This is a genomic window from Pandoraea norimbergensis, assembly GCF_001465545.3.
GTDB lineage: Bacteria > Pseudomonadota > Gammaproteobacteria > Burkholderiales > Burkholderiaceae > Pandoraea > Pandoraea norimbergensis.
The window spans coordinates 4,358,301-4,375,617 of the sequence record NZ_CP013480.3; the positions used below are offsets into that span (position 1 = coordinate 4,358,301).

17 protein-coding genes are annotated in these 17,317 nt (G+C 62.9%); 7 read left to right on the plus strand and 10 right to left on the minus strand.

Translation table 11 applies throughout. The features are described from left to right. Window positions 1-170: 170 nt before the first annotated feature. Genes AT302_RS19045 through AT302_RS19065 form a run of 5 tightly spaced genes read left to right on the plus strand, consistent with a single transcriptional unit; the run spans window position 171 to window position 5,758 of the window. Window positions 171-1,313 (plus strand): aromatic ring-hydroxylating oxygenase subunit alpha, encoded by a 1,143-nt coding sequence (locus tag AT302_RS19045; RefSeq protein ID WP_058375352.1) that lies wholly within the window; start codon window positions 171-173, stop codon window positions 1,311-1,313. Window positions 1,314-1,359: 46 nt separating this feature from the next. Then, a complete protein-coding gene (locus AT302_RS19050) occupies window positions 1,360-2,568 on the plus strand; it encodes an ABC transporter ATP-binding protein (protein ID WP_058375353.1) in 1,209 nt (402 codons plus the stop codon). Window position 2,569: 1 nt separating this feature from the next. Then, a complete protein-coding gene (locus tag AT302_RS19055; RefSeq protein WP_058375354.1) occupies window positions 2,570-3,616 on the plus strand; it encodes an ABC transporter substrate-binding protein in 1,047 nt (348 codons plus the stop codon). Window positions 3,617-3,643: 27 nt separating this feature from the next. Beyond that, window positions 3,644-4,897, plus strand: coding sequence for an ABC transporter permease (locus AT302_RS19060; RefSeq protein ID WP_058375355.1), 1,254 nt, complete (start codon window positions 3,644-3,646; stop codon window positions 4,895-4,897). A 27-nt stretch (window positions 4,898-4,924) separates the two neighbouring features. Further along, window positions 4,925-5,758: an ABC transporter permease gene (locus AT302_RS19065; RefSeq protein WP_058375356.1), complete on the plus strand. Its 834-nt coding sequence runs from the start codon at window positions 4,925-4,927 to the stop codon at window positions 5,756-5,758. A gap of 16 nt (window positions 5,759-5,774) precedes the next feature. On the opposite strand, the gene AT302_RS19070 is transcribed toward AT302_RS19065, so the two are convergent. Together AT302_RS19070 and argC are read right to left on the minus strand one after the other, a co-directional pair. Then, a complete protein-coding gene (locus tag AT302_RS19070; RefSeq protein WP_058375357.1) occupies window positions 5,775-6,239 on the minus strand; it encodes a YaiI/YqxD family protein in 465 nt (154 codons plus the stop codon). A gap of 72 nt (window positions 6,240-6,311) precedes the next feature. Further along, a complete protein-coding gene (gene argC, locus AT302_RS19075) occupies window positions 6,312-7,238 on the minus strand; it encodes an N-acetyl-gamma-glutamyl-phosphate reductase (RefSeq protein WP_058375358.1) in 927 nt (308 codons plus the stop codon). Window positions 7,239-7,367: 129 nt separating this feature from the next. On the opposite strand from argC, the gene AT302_RS19080 reads away from it, so the two are divergent. Next, a complete protein-coding gene (locus tag AT302_RS19080) occupies window positions 7,368-8,303 on the plus strand; it encodes a LysR family transcriptional regulator (protein WP_058375359.1) in 936 nt (311 codons plus the stop codon). Here AT302_RS19080 and AT302_RS19085 read toward each other — a convergent pair. From AT302_RS19085 to AT302_RS19110, 6 genes are all read right to left on the minus strand, one after another. After that, window positions 8,261-9,103: an intradiol ring-cleavage dioxygenase gene (locus tag AT302_RS19085; protein WP_058375360.1), complete on the minus strand. Its 843-nt coding sequence runs from the start codon at window positions 9,101-9,103 to the stop codon at window positions 8,261-8,263. The genes AT302_RS19080 and AT302_RS19085 overlap by 43 nt on opposite strands. Before the next feature lie 204 nt (window positions 9,104-9,307). Next, window positions 9,308-10,321, minus strand: coding sequence for a proline racemase family protein (locus tag AT302_RS19090; protein ID WP_058375361.1), 1,014 nt, complete (start codon window positions 10,319-10,321; stop codon window positions 9,308-9,310). Between the two features lie 44 nt (window positions 10,322-10,365). Next, window positions 10,366-11,154, minus strand: coding sequence for an ABC transporter permease (locus AT302_RS19095; RefSeq protein ID WP_058375362.1), 789 nt, complete (start codon window positions 11,152-11,154; stop codon window positions 10,366-10,368). Further along, window positions 11,151-12,047 carry an ABC transporter permease gene (locus AT302_RS19100; protein WP_058375363.1) on the minus strand — a complete coding sequence of 299 codons (897 nt, stop codon included), beginning with the start codon at window positions 12,045-12,047 and terminating at the stop codon, window positions 11,151-11,153. The genes AT302_RS19095 and AT302_RS19100 overlap by 4 nt, the downstream gene beginning before the upstream one ends. Continuing rightward, the gene (locus AT302_RS19105) at window positions 12,044-13,114 is read right to left on the minus strand and encodes an ABC transporter ATP-binding protein (protein WP_058375364.1); all 1,071 of its coding nucleotides are present in this window, start codon (window positions 13,112-13,114) and stop codon (window positions 12,044-12,046) included. The genes AT302_RS19100 and AT302_RS19105 overlap by 4 nt, the downstream gene beginning before the upstream one ends. A gap of 14 nt (window positions 13,115-13,128) precedes the next feature. Further along, window positions 13,129-14,217 (minus strand): ABC transporter substrate-binding protein, encoded by a 1,089-nt coding sequence (locus tag AT302_RS19110; RefSeq protein ID WP_058375365.1) that lies wholly within the window; start codon window positions 14,215-14,217, stop codon window positions 13,129-13,131. 215 nt (window positions 14,218-14,432) lie between these two features. Here AT302_RS19110 and AT302_RS19115 point away from each other — a divergent pair, with 215 nt between their 5' ends. Then, window positions 14,433-15,521, plus strand: coding sequence for a GlxA family transcriptional regulator (locus AT302_RS19115; RefSeq protein WP_084656328.1), 1,089 nt, complete (start codon window positions 14,433-14,435; stop codon window positions 15,519-15,521). Window positions 15,522-15,615: 94 nt separating this feature from the next. Here the strand turns inward: AT302_RS19115 and mctP are convergent, their stop codons facing one another. Together mctP and AT302_RS19125 are read right to left on the minus strand one after the other, a co-directional pair. Further along, window positions 15,616-17,109, minus strand: a complete 1,494-nt coding sequence (mctP, locus tag AT302_RS19120) for a monocarboxylate uptake permease MctP (protein WP_058375366.1) — start codon at window positions 17,107-17,109, stop codon at window positions 15,616-15,618. After that, a complete protein-coding gene (locus AT302_RS19125; RefSeq protein WP_058375367.1) occupies window positions 17,110-17,289 on the minus strand; it encodes a DUF3311 domain-containing protein in 180 nt (59 codons plus the stop codon). Window positions 17,290-17,317: the final 28 nt, after the last annotated feature.

Sequence of the window (17,317 nt, forward strand, 5' to 3'; positions counted from 1 at the left end):
GCAGCGTCGCGTTGACGAATCAGGCCCTGCATAGGCAAAACCTTTGCCCTGTATCCAAAAACAATATTTTGGCTTGCAATTTGGCTTGATAGATTGATGTTCATGTTGAGTGCGGTGCGTGAGGGCTGGCAGCGTTGCCCGAGCGTCATGGCGAATGAGCGGAGGGCTTCATGGCTGAGCAGACAGGGACGATCGCAGGGCAGGCGCTCATCGACGCGCTGCGGACCGGTGGTGAACGCCCGTTCGACGACGCACGGGCCATGCCGCCCGGCGTGTACACGTCGCCGGACTTTCTCGCCCGGGAACAGCGCGACATCTTTGCGCACGAATGGCAGTGCGTCGGCCGCGCGAGCGCCCTCGCCGAGCCCGGCGACTACCTGAGCGCGCAAATCGGCGATCAACCGGTCGTGGTGGTGCGCGACGAGCAAATGCAGTTGAAGGCCATGTCGAACGTCTGCCTGCATCGCATGTCCGTGCTGCTCGAAGGTCGCGGCAACGTCCGGCGCATCGTGTGCCCCTATCACGCGTGGAACTACTCGCTCGACGGCGCCCTGAAAGGCGCGCCGATGATGGACGAGCAAGCGGGCTTCTGCAAGGAAAGCTACCGGTTGCCAGCGATTCGCTGCGAGCAGTGGCAAGGCTGGATTTACGTCACGCTCGACAACGATGCGCCGCCGGTGGCCACCCAGCTTGCCGAGCTCACCGGGTTGATTGCGCAGTACGGCATGACCGACTACATCGAAACTTTCTATGAAGAACACGTCTGGGATACCAACTGGAAAATCCTCGCCGAGAACTTCATGGAGAGCTATCACCTGCCGATGCTGCACCGCGCGACGGTAGGTCCGCATTCGAAGCTCGAAGAGATGGAATGCCCGCCCGGACACGCGGCGTTCAACTACCACTGGATCACCAAGGAAGCGACGCTGCCCATCGGCAACGCGCATCCCGACAACACGCGACTGGAAGGCCACTGGCGCAAGACCACGGCGCTGCTTGCCATCTACCCGACGCATCTCGTCACGCTCACGCCGGGGTACTTCTGGTATCTCGTGTTGCAGCCCAGAGGCGTGGACCGCGTGCACATCCGCTTTGGTGGCGGACTCTCGCCTGAGTTTGTCGCTGACCCGGCCGCGAATGCGCACATGGTGTCGCTCAAGAAGCTGCTCGACGAAGTGAATGCCGAAGACCGGCGCGGCGTGGAAGCGGTGTTTCGCGGCGTGCATGCGCCGCTCGCGAAGCCCGGACACCTGAGCCGGCTCGAGCGCCCGAATTACGATTTCGCACGCTATCTGGCCGCCAGGATGGCCTAGGGCCTGTTCGCCCTAACGTAAGCCACGAACACAGGACGCAATCACGATGCCGAACCCATCCTTCATTTCGTTCTCGGGTGTGAGCAAGTCTTACGACGGCGCGAGCTATGTCGTGGACGACCTGAACCTCGATGTGCGCAAGGGAGAATTCCTGTCGCTGCTGGGCCCGTCCGGCTCGGGCAAGACGACCACGCTCATGATGCTCGCCGGGTTCGAGTCGCCCACCCACGGCGAGATTCGTCTGGACGGCAAGCGGCTGGACGACAAGCCGCCACATCAGCGCGACATCGGTATGGTGTTTCAGAACTACGCGCTGTTTCCGCATCTCACGATTGCGCAGAACGTCGCGTTCCCGCTGTCGGTCAGGCGCGTGGGCCGTACCGAGCAAAACGCACGGGTCAAGCGCGCGCTGGAGATGATCGAGTTGTCGCATCTGGCCAATCGCCGGCCCTCGCAACTCTCAGGCGGCCAACAGCAACGTGTAGCGCTCGCACGGGCGCTCGTGTTCGAGCCGAGCGTGGTGTTGATGGACGAGCCACTCGGCGCGCTCGACAAGCGTCTTCGCGAAACGATGCAGTACGAGATCATGCGGCTGCATCGCGAACTGTCGCTCACCATCGTCTACGTGACCCACGATCAGGCCGAAGCGCTGACCATGTCGGATCGCGTGGCCGTGTTTTCCGATGGCCGCATTCAGCAAGCCGCACCGCCCAGCGAGCTCTACGAGAACGCGCAAAACGCCTTCGTCGCGAACTTCGTCGGCGAGAACAACGGACTGACCGGGCACGTCGTGCAGGCCCACGACGGCTGGGCGACGCTCGCCCTCTCGGACGGCAGCATGATTCGCGGCCGCTGCGAACAAGGACTGAGTGCGGGCGACGACGCGATGCTCGCGCTGCGCCCCGAACGTGCGCATATCCCTCAAGTTTCGGCTGCATCCCCTGCCGTGGGCGGGCAAGCCACGCCCTCGGACCCGAACAGCAATGTCGTGCGCGCCCGCGTCGAAGACATCGTGTATTGCGGCGATCACCACCGCGTGCATCTCACCCTCGGCTCCCACGACGCGATTGTCGTGAAGGTGCCCAACACGCAGCGCCATGCCCTGCCCAACGCCGGCGACACGATCGATGTGGCCTGGCGTCACGATGACTGCAAGATTCTCGCGACCTGCGCGCCACTCGCAGCGCCCGCCATCGATTCCCCAGCCGCACCTTCCCCGTCCCTCATCTTGACCGCACCCGCAGGAGCCAACTGACATGCGCACTTCCCTGAAAACCCAATGCGCCGCGCTTGCGGTACTCGCGTTTGCCGCCACCGCCTCACACGCCGCGGAAACGCTCAGTGTGGTGACCTTTGGCGGCGCGTTCGAAGCCGCGGCCAAAAAGGCGTGGTTCGATCCGTTCACGCAGAAGACTGGCGTCACATTCGCCACCGAGTCGTATGACGGTGGTCTCGCCAAGCTCTCCGCCATGGAGCAGGCGAAGAACACCACGTGGGACCTGATCGATCTCGAAACCAACGACGCGATTACGGCGTGCGATGAAGGCTTGCTCAAGAAGTTCGACAAGAAGTCGCTGGGCAACAGCAGCGATTTCATTCCCGGATCGATCAGCGAATGCGCGGTTGCAAGCATGGTGTGGTCCACCATCTACGCGTACGACGCGAGCAAGCTAAAGGCCGCGCCGACCACCGTCAACGATTTCTTCGACTTGCAGAAATTCCCCGGCAAGCGCGGTCTGCGCAAGTCGCCGAAGGTCACGATGGAATGGGCGCTGATCGCTGACGGCGTCGATCCGAAGGATGTCTACAAGGTGCTGGCCACGCCGGCCGGTGTCGATCGGGCGTTCAAGAAACTCGACACCATCAAGAAGAACATCGTGTGGTGGGAGTCCGGCGCGCAGGCCCCGCAGTTGCTCGCCGACGGCGCCGTGGTGATGGTGCAGGCCTACAACGGCCGTATCGACGACGCTGCGAAGAAGGACAAGAAGCCGTTCAAGGCCGTCTGGGACGCGCAAGTCTATGACTTCGAATGGTGGGCAGTGCCGGCCGGTGCGAAGCACGCCGATACTGCGGCGAAGTTCATCGTCTCGGCATCGCAGCCGAAAGCGTCTGCGGATCTCTCGAAGTACATCGCCTACGCGCCGCCGCGCAAAGATGCGATCCAGTACGTCGACAAGCAGCGGCTGGCCGACATGCCGACCGCGCCGGAGAACTTCAAGCGCGCCGTGCAGATCAATGCCAACTTCTGGGCCGACAACGCGGATGCGATCAACAAGCGCTTCCAAGTGTGGCTGACGCAGTAACGCGACGGCCAGCACGAGAGGACCGACATGCCCGCATCGACTCACGCCACGTCACCCGGCGCTCACACGAGCGCCGAAGGAATGGTTTCATTCAGGAAAGTGCAACGGCGCGCGTCGATGCGGGCGCTGTGGCTGGCCTTACCGTTGATCGTGTTTCTGCTCTCGACGTTTATCGCGCCCATTGCGCTGCTGCTTGCCCGCAGTGTGCAGAACCACGAGATCTCCGACGGTATGCCGCAGTTGGCGCAGGCACTGGTGGCTTGGGACGGCAGCGGCGTGCCCGGTGAATCGACATTCGCAGTGCTGGCTTCGGGCTTGAAGCAGGCGCGCGAAAGCGGGCAACTCGGCACGATTGCCCGACGGATGAACTTCGCGCAGCCGGAGTTCCGCAGCTTGCTCATGCGGACCGCACGCGCCGTCGGCGATGAAACGCCGCCCGCGTGGAAACCCGCAATGATCGCCATCGACGAGCGTTGGAGTTCGCCCGAAACGTGGCGCTTGTTGAAGCGCGCCGCGACCTCCCCCACGCCGGACTATCTGCTCGCGGGTATGGACGCACAGGTAACGCCGCAAGGTGTCATTGCCTCGCTGCCCGAGAACGCGTCGGTGTATCGGGCAGCATTCGTGCGCACGATCACGATCAGCGCGACGGTGACGTTGCTGTGTCTCGTGCTCGGCTACCCGGTGGCGTGGTTGCTCGCTAACTTGCCCGAGAAGCAGAGCAATTGTCTGATGCTCTTTGTGATCGTCCCGTTCTGGACGTCGCTGCTCGTGCGCACGACCGCTTGGTATGTGCTGCTTCAGCCGGGGGGCGTCATCAACAGTCTGTTGTCAGGTCTGGGGCTGACGACGCACCCGGTGCCGCTGATCTTCAACCGCACTGGCGTGCTGATCGGTATGACGCACGTGCTGCTGCCCTACATGATTCTCGCCATCTACTCGGTCATGAAGGGCGTGCCGCCGGTCTACATGCGCGCAGCAAAGTCGCTTGGCGCGCATCCGTTCACGGCGTTCGTGCGGGTCTACATTCCGCAGACACTGCCGGGCGTTGGCGCCGGGTGTTTTCTGGTCTTTGTGCTGGCGCTGGGCTACTACATCACGCCGTCGCTGCTCGGTGGTGCGGGCGACGAGATGATCAGCCAGTTGATCGCCATGCAGACCAATACCCAACTGAACTGGGGACTCGCGGGTGCGCTCTCGGCGTTTCTCGTGATCTTCACCGCCATCTTCTACTTCATCTTCAACCGCATTGTCGGCATCGACCGGCTGCGTTTCGGTTGATTGGCTCGTTGATCGGGAGACGCAGGCATGCCCAAGCAGGACAAGCGCAATACGGTACTGGCGGAGCGCGTCGCGTGGCGCTGGGTACGCCTGCACACCGCGCTCACGCTGTTCTTCCTGATCGCGCCGATTCTCGCGATCGTGCCGTTGTCGTTCAACGCCGGCTCGTATTTCTCTTATCCGCTGACCGGCTTTTCGATGCGCTGGTACGAACAGGCCCTCACCAGCCCCGATTGGCAACGTGCGTTGCTCAACAGCATCGGCATCGGTGCGGCGTCGACGGTGATCGCCACCTGTCTGGGCACGCTCGCCGCGCTGGGTTTGAGCCGGTCGCAGTTTCCGCTGCGCTCGGTGATCATGCCGATCATCATCTCGCCGATGATCGTACCGATCGTTGTGGTCGCTGCGGGGTTCTATCTGATCTTTGCGCCGCTCGGGCTCGTGAACTCTTATCCGGGGGTGATTCTGGCGCACGCGGCGTTGGGCACGCCGTTTGTCGTGATCACCGTGACGGCCTCATTGCTGTCGTTTGACCAGAGTCTGCTGCGCGCCGCCGCTGGGCTGGGCGCGACGCCATGGACCACATTCCGTCGCGTGACGCTGCCGCTCATCACGCCAGCCGTGGCTACGGGAAGCGTGTTCGCGTTCGCCACGTCGTTCGACGAGGTGATCGTGATTCTCTTTATCGGCGGACCGGATCAGAAGACCGTGCCTCGCCAAATGTGGAGCGGCATCCGCGATTCGATCGATCCCTCGATTCTGGCGGTCGCCACCATGTTGATCGTGTTCGCGGTGCTGCTATTCGCGAGCATCAATTGGCTGCGCGGGCGCGCAATGGCGGCGAACCGGGTGATGGAGTGAGGGTGTGTTCTGCTGATCAGCCCTGACGGGGCTGCGTGCGGCGGCGGGCGAGAAAACGGTCCAGTTCACCGGCAAACGTCTTGCTGTCACGCGGGCTGAAAGGGGCCGGGCCGCCCGTTTCGATACCGGCATTGCGCAGTTGATCCATCATGTCGCGCACCGACAGGCGCTCTTTGATGTTGTCGCGGGTGAACCAGCTTCCCCGGGGATCGAGCGCATTCCCGCCCTTATCGATGACGGCGTCGGCGAGCGGGATATCGGCCGTAATCACCAGATCGCCCGGTTCGACCATCTCGACGATGCGGGCATCCGCCACGTCGAAGCCCGAAGGCACTTGAACCGATTTGATGAACGGCGACGGCGGCGTGCGCAGAAATTGGTTCGCGACGAGCGTGACCAGCAACTCCTCACGGCGCGCGGCGCGAAACAGGATTTCCTTGATGGGCGCGGGACAGGCGTCCGCGTCGACTAGCACTTGCATGAGGGTGTTTTCGGGAGAGGAAGCCCCCATGATAAGGCAATGGCGGCTCGCCCCTCCCCTTCGACCACACGCTTACCGGGTCAGCATCAGTTCCAGATTCTGAATCGCCGCGCCCGACGCCCCTTTGCCAAGATTGTCGAGCACCGCGGCGAGCAACACCTGACCGCGTTCCTGATTGGCAAAAACGCTCAACTGCATGACGTTGGTGCCATTCAACGCTTCCGGATCCAGTTGCTTTACGACACCGGGCGCTTCCATCGGCATGACGCGAACGTATTCCTGACCGGCGTAGTGATCGACCAGACGCTTGTGCAGCGTGGCGCCGTCCACGCCGCGCTTCAGGAGGCGCGTCTCTAGCGGAATCGTCAGCACGATACCCTGACGATACGAGCCGTACGACGGCACGAACAGCGGGCGATACGCGAGGCCCGCGCGCTGCTGAATTTCCGGCGCGTGTTTGTGTGCCAGTTCCAGACCGTAGACACGGTATTGAGAGCGGGGGGACGCGTTTGGTCCTTCGTTTTCCTCCACGCCAGCACGGCCACGGCCGGAGTACCCGGACACGGCGTGGACGCTGATCGGATAGCCGTCAGGGATCAAACCACCCTCCATCAGGGGGCGAAGCAGACCGATAGCCCCCGTCGGGTAGCAACCCGGGTTGGACACACGGTTCGCTTGCGCGACACGCGCCGCCTGACCTTCCGTCATTTCGGGAAAACCGTAGACCCAGTCGGGATGCGTGCGATGCGCCGAGCTCGCATCGATCACGCGCACACGCGGATTGACGATCGACTCGGCCGCCTCGCGCGCCGCAGCGTCCGGCAGACAAAGAATCGCGATGTCGCAGCTGTTGATGGCTTCCGCACGATGTTTAGGATCCTTGCGATGCGCGTCAGGCAGCGTGATCAGCTGGATGTCCTTGCGGTCGCGCAGTTGCCCGTGGATCTGCAACCCAGTGGTGCCCTGGTCACCGTCGATAAAGATAAGCGGAGAAGACATGGTCGGAATCCCTCGTCAGTCGGTCGTGGATATTGCTCGGTCCCTTATGATCCGGCCACGGGTAGAATAAGAAAAGTTGAATTCCGTGAATCTGAAATTCCATTTTTCTGAATCAATGAGGGGCGTGGCATGAGAGAGATCAGTCTGGACCGCCTGAAGACGCTGGTTGCCGTGGCGGACAGCGGCTCGTTTGCCGACGCAGCGCAGGCACTGCATCTCTCGCCGCCGACCGTAAGCCTGCACGTTGCGGATCTTGAGGCGCGGGTTGGCGCGCTGCTGCTGACGCGCAAGCGCGGCGAGGTGCGGCCAACGTCAGTGGGAGAAGTATTGGTCGAGCGGGCGCGACGCTTGCTGGCCGACGCCGAACAGACGCTGGAAGACATCGAGCGTCATGCGCAGGGGTTGGCGGGCCGGGTCAGGATCGGGGCGTCTACCGGCGCGATTGCACACCTGTTGCCTCAGGCGCTCGAAGCGGTTCGGCTGGATCACCCTGACATTGACGTTCAGGTGGCCATTCTGACGTCGCAGGAGACCCTAGATCGGCTCCGGCGGGGGGCGTTGGATGTGGGCTTGGTCGCGCTACCGCAAACGCCGGTAGCAGGCGTCGTCATCAAGCCTTGGCGGCGCGATCCGGTCATGGCGTTTCTGCCAGCGCATTGGGATGGCCCCAAACAGGTGACGCCTGAATGGCTGGCCTCGCAGCCGCTGATTCTGAACGACAGCACGACGCGTCTCTCGCGGCTGACCACTGAGTGGTTTGCCGCTGCCGGGCATCACCCGACCCCACGGATTGAGATCAACTACAACGACGCGATCAAGAGTCTGGTGGCGGCCGGTTACGGCGCCGCGCTGTTACCGCAGGAAGGACAAAACGCCGTGCTGGACGAGCGAATCGCCATGCGCGCGCTGCGCCCTGCGCTCTGGCGACAACTCGGTATTGCTCACCGCACTGGCTATAGCGAACAAGCGACGCAATACGTGCTCGATGCGCTATGGACGTTGCAGGAGGGGCGGAAGAACGCTCAGCCCCGGCGTTCGCCGACGGGATTGAGCACGAAGTCGTAGTGAAGGGCATAGCTGCCGTCGTCGCGCTGCACCCACGGCGCAATCAGCGACTGCCGCACACCGAATACGGCATCCGAGTCGAGCCACTCGTCGTCCGAGCGAAAGACGTGAGTGACCAACGTCTCGTACCCCGGTGCCTCGATACGGAAGTGAAGATGCGCCGGGCGCCATGGGTGGCGTCGCGTTGCCGCCAGTAGATCGCCCACCGGGCCATCCGTCGGTATCGGATACGCCTCGGCCAAGACGCTATGGAAGTGGTATCGCCCTTCGCTGTCGGCGTGCAGCACACCCCGCCCTTCGGGATGATCCAGCTCGCTGCGCTGCACATCGTACTTGCCTTCCGAATCGGCCTGCCAAACGTCGATTTTCGCGCCCGCAATGGGCTGCCCCGCTAAATCGCGGATCGTACCGCTCACTTCGCAAGGCTCGCCAGCGGCACCGTTCGCCACGTCGTCGCCATTCTCGTAGTGCGGCGCGCCCTCGACATAAAACGGCCCGAAGACGGTTGCCTCGGTGCACTGCGGCGGCTTCGCGTTGTTCATCGCTACGGTGAGCATCGACAGGCCCAGCACGTCGCTCAGCAGAATAAATTCCTGTCGCTTGTCGTCGCACTTCTGGCCGGTCGCTGTCAGGAAAGCGATGCCCTTCGCCCACTCGTCTTCGGTCAGTTCGACCTCTCGCGCGAAGTCATGCAAATGGCGAACCAGACTGGTGACGACTTCCTTGAGCCGGGGGTCGGGCGTGTCGGCAAACCGGCCGATCACCTCGTCGGTAATCGTGTGCTGGTCGAGATTGCGCATTTAATGTCCTCGATGACGTGAATGCGTGCACTGCGACACGCGCCGGAATGCGGACATTATTGCGCAACTGATCAGCCGGTGCAGTCGTGCACCGCACGCCGCGACGTGATTCCGAAGCGTCATGGTGCAGCGCGCGTGCACGTCACCAGGAGGGGCAAAAAGGACATCTATCCCTCATAGCCCCCCCTACCCCCCCACGGGGTTTTACCGCACCAAGAAGCCCGCGCCGACCGGGTCCTTGCGATCGATCACCCAACGCGCGGTGCCCAGCACACTGGCCGTGCCCTTGACCGTCGGGCGCACGGCACGCGTACCGTTCAAATCGACTTCACCGAGCAGGCAACCTTCGAACGTGCCGCTGCCGAGCAACCCTTCGGTCAGAATCGGCTGGTTCATCTTCAGTTTCCCGCGCGCTTCGAACATCGCCATCATCGCGCTGGTGCCCGTGCCGCCGGGCGAACGGTCGAGCTGACCGGCGCTGAAGACGTGCACGTTCTTGTAGAACGCGCCTTCGATCGTCGGAGAATGCCAGAACGTCACGTAGTTGAGGTTGTTGACGTGTGCCTGCGTCGGGTGCTGGATGCGCATCTTCGCGTTGATCTGGTCACGCACCAGCAAGCCCAGACGCGACAGTTCGCTGCCGTTCTCGGGCGAAATCCGCAGGTTGCAAGGGGTCAGATCGACGATGCCGAAATAGTTGCCGCCCCACACGATGTCGGCTTTCAGATCGCCGTACCCCGGCAAATGCACCGGCACATCCTGCGCCGCAACATAAGCGGGCACATTCTCGAAGCGCGTCCACAGCACTTCGTCGCCTTCCGTGGCCACTTCGGCGACCACTAGCCCTGCCGTGGTCTCGAAGCGAATGCGGGTGATGCCGTTCGGGCCACGCGGCACGAACCCGTGCGCGACCATCGCCATCGCCACAGCAATCGTGCCGTGACCGCACATGTGCGAGTACTCCGTGCCGTCGATGTAGATCAGACCGGCATCGAATTCCTGACTCGACGGCGGCGTGAGGAACACCCCGAACATGTCGCGGTGACCGCGCGGCTCACGCATGAGCGCCATGCGCAGCCAGTCGTAGTTCGCTTCGAGGAAGGCGCGCTTTTCCAGAATGCTGGAACCGGCCGGGTACGGAATGCCGCTGTGGATGATGCAAAGCGGCTCACCTTCGGTGTGGGTGTAGATAACGTCGAACGCGTCTTGCTTGCGCATGGCGATTGCTCCAGAAAAATCGGTTGAGAGTGAGGAGTTACGAATTAACGCCGGTCAGACAACATGTCGAGACCGATGGTGAGATCCAGAATCACGATCGCCACAACGGCTACCAGAATCGTCGCGCCGGACACCGCGGCGATCGTCGGGTCGATCGTGTACTGCACGTAGTTGAACAACTTGACCGGAATGGTGTTGAGGTCCGCCGTCGTATTGAAGATCGACAGCTCGACGTTGATCCATGACGAGATGAACGCGAAGATCGATCCCGTGACAATCCCCGGGCGAATGCGCGGCAGGATCACGAGAAAGAACGTCGTCCACGGGTTCGCCCCCAGATCGCTCGACGCTTCCTCCAGCGCCCGCTGCTCCGGCGTCATCATCGAGAGCACCGAGCGCAGTACGAACGGCGCGACGATGATGGTGTGACCGATCAGCAAGGACAGGAAGCTGCGCGTGAGCCCGAAGTACCCGCCAAACTGCAACAGCGCCGCGCCGAGCACGATGTGCGGCAACGTCAGCGGCGCCATCAGTACGGCGGTGAGCGCCGCCTTGCCGCGAAACTCGTAGCGCGCCAGCACCAGCGATGCCGGCACCGTCAGCAAGAGCGACGCCGCCGTGGCCGCCAGCGCCAGCATCGTGCTCGTCGAGAAGGCGGCCAGATAACTCTGGTCGTGCAGCATCTGCTGATACCAACGCAACGTGATGCCCTGCGGCGGGAACGCCAGAAACTCGGTGGCCGTGAGCGAACTGCCCAGAATCACGACCAGCGGCAGCATCAGGTACGCGAGCACGGCCCACGCGACCAGACGGATGGAAACGCGCGCGATCATCGGACACCTCCGCGTACCGTGCCCACACGGCCGGCCAACACCACCATCACCAGCGTGAACACCAGCAGCACGATGCTGAGCGCGCCGCCGTAGTGGACGTCGAACGTGGTGCTGTATTGCTGGAAGATCAGCATCGACAGCACGGTGATGCGACCACCCGAGAGCAACGCAGGCGTCACGTACGCCGACACCGCGAGCGTGAAGACCATGATGGCGCCCGCCACGATGCCGGGCATCGTCAGCGGCAGCGTCACGTGAAAGAAGGTTTCCCACGGCTTGGCGCCAAGGTCCGCCGACGCCTGTTCGAGCGACACATCCACCCGGGCCAGCGAATTACCCACGGCGAGTACGACAAACGGCAGCAGCACGTAGACCATGCCGATGAGAATGCCCGTCTCGGTACCGAGAAAGCGAATCGGACGCTCGATCTGGCCCGTCATCAGCAACGTCTCGTTGACCAGCCCGTTGCGCCCGAGCAGCACCATCCAGCCGAACGAGCGCACGATATTGCTCGTGAGCATCGGCACCACCAGCAGAATCACACATGCACGGCGCCACGCCTGCCAGCGAACGATGCGCACGAGGTACCACGCGAGCGGGTAGCCAAGCAGCACACTGAACACGGTCGTCAGACACGCAATGCGGAAGGTGACGAGTGTGACCTCCCAGTGGTAGCTATCCGCGAGCACGCGGGCATAGTTCGCGAAGGTCAGCGCCGAGAGACCGGCACCGTGACTTTCGGTGACGCTCGCCACCAGCACGACAGCCAGCGGTGCAAGAAAGAACGCTGCGAAGAACAGCAACGGCACACCGATCATCCAGACCGGCGCCAGTCGCAGCGAGCGCGTTGTCTCGCTATGCGCGGGCAGCCTCAGGGCCGGGGTCGGGGTCATGCGGCGTCCCCGATCAGATGTACATCGGCCGGATCGAAACCGAGATGCACCGGTGCCCCGGCACGCAGCGTCGCAGCGATACCGCTCGTCGTGCGCGCCACGATGCGTTGCGCGCCCACGTCGGCATAGAGCACCGCGTGGCTGCCAATGTCGACGATATCGACCAGCACGCCGCGCAGACGGCAGGTCGCGGTGTCCTGCGATGCATTGGCCGCGTCCGCCACTACGTGAAGATGCTCCGGGCGAAGCACGGCGACACCGCGCCCCGGCACCGTCGCCGACACGGGCCATTGGGCCGGCCTTGCCATATCGAGATGCAGTGCACCGTCGCGCACGTCGAAAGCGATCATGTTGGCGTCACCGATGAATTCGGTGACGAAGCGTGTCGCCGGGCGGCGGTAGATGTCGATGCCTGCCCCCACTTGCTCAATGCGCCCCGCATTCATGACGACAATGCGATCCGCCATCGTCATCGCTTCTTCCTGATCGTGAGTCACGAAGACGAAAGCGATGCCGAGCTTCTCCTGCAAATGTTTCAACTCCAGTTGCATGCGCTTGCGCAACTTCATGTCGAGCGCGGAAAGCGGCTCGTCGAGCAGTAGCAACTTGGGACGGTTCACGATGGCACGCGCCAACGCCACGCGCTGCTGCTGCCCGCCCGACAACTCGCGGGGGTAGCGCTCACCGAAGTTCTCGAGGCCGACCATCGCCAGTGCTTCTCGCGAGCGTTTGGCAGCTTCGTCGCGGGCGACGCCCTGACGGCGCGGCCCGAAGGCGACGTTCTCCAGCACCCGCATGTGCGGGAACAGCGCGTACTGCTGGAACACGGTATTGAGCGGGCGACGATACGGGGGCAACTGCGTGACGTCTTCGCCGTCGATGGCGATACGGCCGCTGTCGGGCGTCTGAAAACCGGCGATGGCGCGCAGGAGCGTGGTCTTGCCGCAGCCGCTCGGTCCGAGCAACGCGATAAATTCGCCTTGCCGCACGTCGAGGCTGATGCGGTCGAGCGCCTGATACCCGCCAAAGCGCTTGGAGACCGCGTCCAGAGATAGCAATGCTGTCATGACACTACCCTTCCTCACCGCTTCGCGGACACCTGACGGTTCCACGCGGACGTGATCTCCGCGCGGCGCGCGTTGATCATGCTCCAGTCGAACAGCTTCAGATCGTCGACCGACCCGTTCGCGCCCCACGGCAGCTTGCGGGCCACATCGGGCGACACCTTCACACCGGCGACCGCCGGGCCGAGGTACAGCTTGCTCGCCAGACACGAAGCGGCTTCAGGCGTCAGCGCCGTGTTGATGAACTTCTCGGCAGCGGCTTTGTTGCGCGCGCCCTTCACGAGATGCAGACGGGCATCGGTGGCCCACACGCCCTCTTTGGGGACGACGAAGGCAATCGGCACGCCCTTGTCGATCAGATCCCATGCACCGACGTTGAAGTGTGCGCCGATGATCGCCTCGCCGCTCTGGAACGCGTTGGTCGCAGCGCCCGAGCTATCGTAGAAGAGCGAGGCGTCGAGCGACGCGAGCTTGCTGTACACCGAGCCGAGGTTCGACGGATCGACGCCCAGCACGTGCGCCAGAAAGATTACGAACGGCACGCCCGCCGAGTTCGACGGCGACGGCACGGTGACCGCGCCCGCGTATTCGGGCTTCCAGAGGTCTTTCCAGCTCGTCGGCGGGGTCTTCACCGATTTGGTGTTGTACGTGAGGCCGAGCGAGTAGTAGCCGGAGCTCACCGCATACGTCGTGTTGCCATTGCGATAGACGCCCTTGGTGCTGACGTTCTTCAGATTGGGAATGGCTGCGGGGTCGAGGTTATCGACCACGCCGGCATCGAAGGCCAGTTCGCTGATGCCGCCGTCGAGCCATGCGACGTCGATGGTCGGCGAATTCTTTTGCTGTTGCAGCTTGGCGAGCGTTGTGGTGGACGTGCCGATCTCGGGCGTGACGGCAATGCCGGTCGCCTTGGTGAACGGCTCGGCCACGCAGGATTTGAAGGCGTCTCCCCAGTTACCGCCGTACATGGCGACGGTAATGCGCGATGACTCACGTGAGCCCTGTGCGTATGCCCCGAAGGAAACTAAAGACGCGGTCGTCGCGATTGCCGTAGCAGCCAAGGCAATGGCGGACTTCCGTAAGGTGTTGCGGTTGCAGAATTTCATGTCGTCCCTCGAGGAAGGTGTGGCCAGTCATTCCAACGCTTGCAAGCATTACGTCCATCTCGTGCATTCAGTGCTGAGCGCTGAATCACTGTGATGCATGGTAGCGAGCAAGGGTTGTCGCCAACTTGCAAGCGTCGGTCAAAAACTTGTATAAACGCGACATCCGAAACGCTATCAATACGGCAAAAACGCCCGACAGGAGACCGCAAAAAAAAATGAAGTCCACGACGCGTGCCCCGAACTGGCTGGTGCCCGATGTCTCGCCGCGAGGCGATGACGGTGGCGATGTCGTGGATGCCGCGCGCGTGGCCACCCCACCGTGTACCGAAGCCAAGCTGTCGATCGGGCTCGTTTTGCTCCACCAGTTCACGCTGGCCGCATTCGCGGGGCTCATCGACGTGCTGCGTCTGGCAGCCGATCACGGCGGGCGCAGCCGTCAGATCGACGTGCACTGGCGCGTGATGAGCATGGACGGTCTGCCGCGTCAGTCGAGCGCAGGCGTAGCGATCAACGTAGAGAGCGCGTTGCCGGACGATCCGTCGTGCTTCGATTACATCGCCATGTGCGGCGGCAACGACTACCCGAATACCTACTTGCCGCCGCCATTGCGCGACTGGTTGCAGCGGGCGAGCGCGCAGCACGTTCGCATGCTCGGTATCTGCACGGGGACGTTCACGCTGGCGCAGGCGGGGCTGGTCGGCTCACGCACGGTGTGCGTTCACTGGAATGTGCTGGACGCGTTTCGTACGCGCTTCGGGCAGACGAAGGCCGTCGTCGATCATCTGTTTGTCGACGAGGGCGACCTGATAACGTGTGCTGGCTCGACGGCCGCCATCGATCTGGGGCTGTATCTCGTGGCCCGTCATTGCGGTCAGGCCAAAGCGCAACAGGTGGTGCGCCACATGATGCTGCAAGGCATCCGGCCCGCGAAGCTGCCGCAGGCGCACTTTTACGCGGATCTCTCGCATATTGCCGATGTCCGGGTGCGTCAGGCGGCGCACTTCATCGAGCAACGCATCGATAACCCGCCGACGCTCGACGCCATCGCCCGCTATGTGAACGTGGGGCGGCGACAACTGGAGCGGGCGTTTCATGAGGCGCTCGGCGTCTCGCCCATGTCGTTCCTTCGCAGCATGCGGCTCGACTACGGACGATGGCAGTTGCGCCACGACACCCGCAGTATCACCGACATTGCGCTGGAATGCGGCTTCTCCGACGGCGCACACTTCTCGCGCGACTTCCGGGCACGATACGGCGTATCGCCGCGCGAGTTTCGTCAGCACGAGGCTACGGCAGGGGGCTGAGGCGAGGGCTAAAACGACAATGCCTCACGGCGGATTTCCCGCACGTGAGGCACTGTGATTGGCCGCGCCTGAGCACGGCCTGAACAAAACTTCCTTACGCGTTACGCAGCGCCGGGCGCGAGCCCTTGCCGAGCAGCACATTGGCGACCACCGCAACGACGATGTTCACCACCAGCGCAATGATCCCGGTGTAGAGCGAGTACTTGTCGGCACCCAGCGTGAAGGTGTGCACCGGCTTGATCCCGTCGGCAAACGCGAGCCAACTGCCGCACACGATGCCGACGGCCCACCCGCACAGCAGCGCGCGTGCGCCGAACCAGCCCACGAACAGACCGAACACCAGCGCCGGGAACGTCTGCAAGATCCAGACGCCGCCGAGCAATTGCAGGTCGAGCGCGAACTGCGTCGGCAGGAACAGAATGAACACCAGCGCGCCCAGCTTCACGACCAGCGACACGATCTTGGCGACCTTCGCCTCCCCTTCATTCGTGATGTTCGGGTTGACGTACGGCTTCCAGAAATTGCGCGTGAAGAGGTTGGAGGCGCCGATGGACATCACAGCAGCCGGCACCAAGGCACCGATGGCGATCGCAGCAAACGCGAAGCCCGCGAACCAGCTCGGGAACAGGCCGTTGAACAACGCCGGCACGACGTCGTTGTTGGTCTGCACCTTCACACCGGCGGCGTAGGCCATGAAACCGAGCAGCGCGATCAGGCCGAGCAGCACGGTGTAGGCGGGCAGGAACACGGCGTTCTTGCGAATCGTGTTTGCGTCCTTGGCGGCGAAAATGCCCGTCAGCGTGTGCGGATACATGAACGCGGCCATCGCCGAGCCGAGCGCCAGTGTGGCGAACGGCAGGAACTGCGCCGGCTTGAGCGTCAGACCGGTGGCCCCGCCCTTCTTGGCAAACACGTCACGCGCCGTATCGAACACCACACCGTAGCCGCCCAGCTTGGCCGGTACGACCACCACGGCGACGAGGACGACGATGTAGATCATCAGGTCCTTGACGAACGCGATGAGCGCCGGTGCCCGCAGACCCGCCGAGTAGGTGTACAGCGCCAGAATGACGAATGCGGCCAGCAGCGGCAGCTCGCCCGTCAGCCCCAGCGCCTTGATCACAACTTCCATACCGATCAGTTGCAGGGCGATGTACGGCATCGTCGCCACCACCCCCGTGATCGCAATGGCAAGTTCCAGCGGACGCGACTGATAGCGGCCGTAGACGACGTCTGCCGCCGTCACGTGGCCAGCCTTGTGTGCGGCGTGCCACAGCTTCGGCATGATCAGGAAGACGATCGGGTAGACGAGAATCGTGTAGGGCAGCGCGAAGAACCCATATGCGCCGACGGCGTAGACCAATGCCGGAACAGCGATCACGGTATAGGCGGTGTAGAAATCGCCGCCAACGAGGAACCAGGTGATCCACGCGCCGAAATTACGCCCGCCCAGACCCCATTCGTCCAGATGCGCGCCCTTGTTCGACGGGCCCGCCATCCAGCGCGACGCCCAGAAACCCATGACGGTCACGAGGACAAAGAAAAACACGAAGACCGCTAGCGCGGTCCAATTGATACCGGCGCTCATTTACTCTTCCCCTTTCTTCAGACCATCGCGAAATACGATCCAGATCAGCAGCGATGTGACCGGCACCCAAGCAAACTGGTACCAGTAGAAGAACGGAAATCCCCACAGCGACGGCAGCTCACTGTTGTAGAACGGCACCCACAACAAACCGATAAACGGCAGCAATAGCAATAACCGCATTTCAGCAAGTCTCCTCTTGTTTTAATTC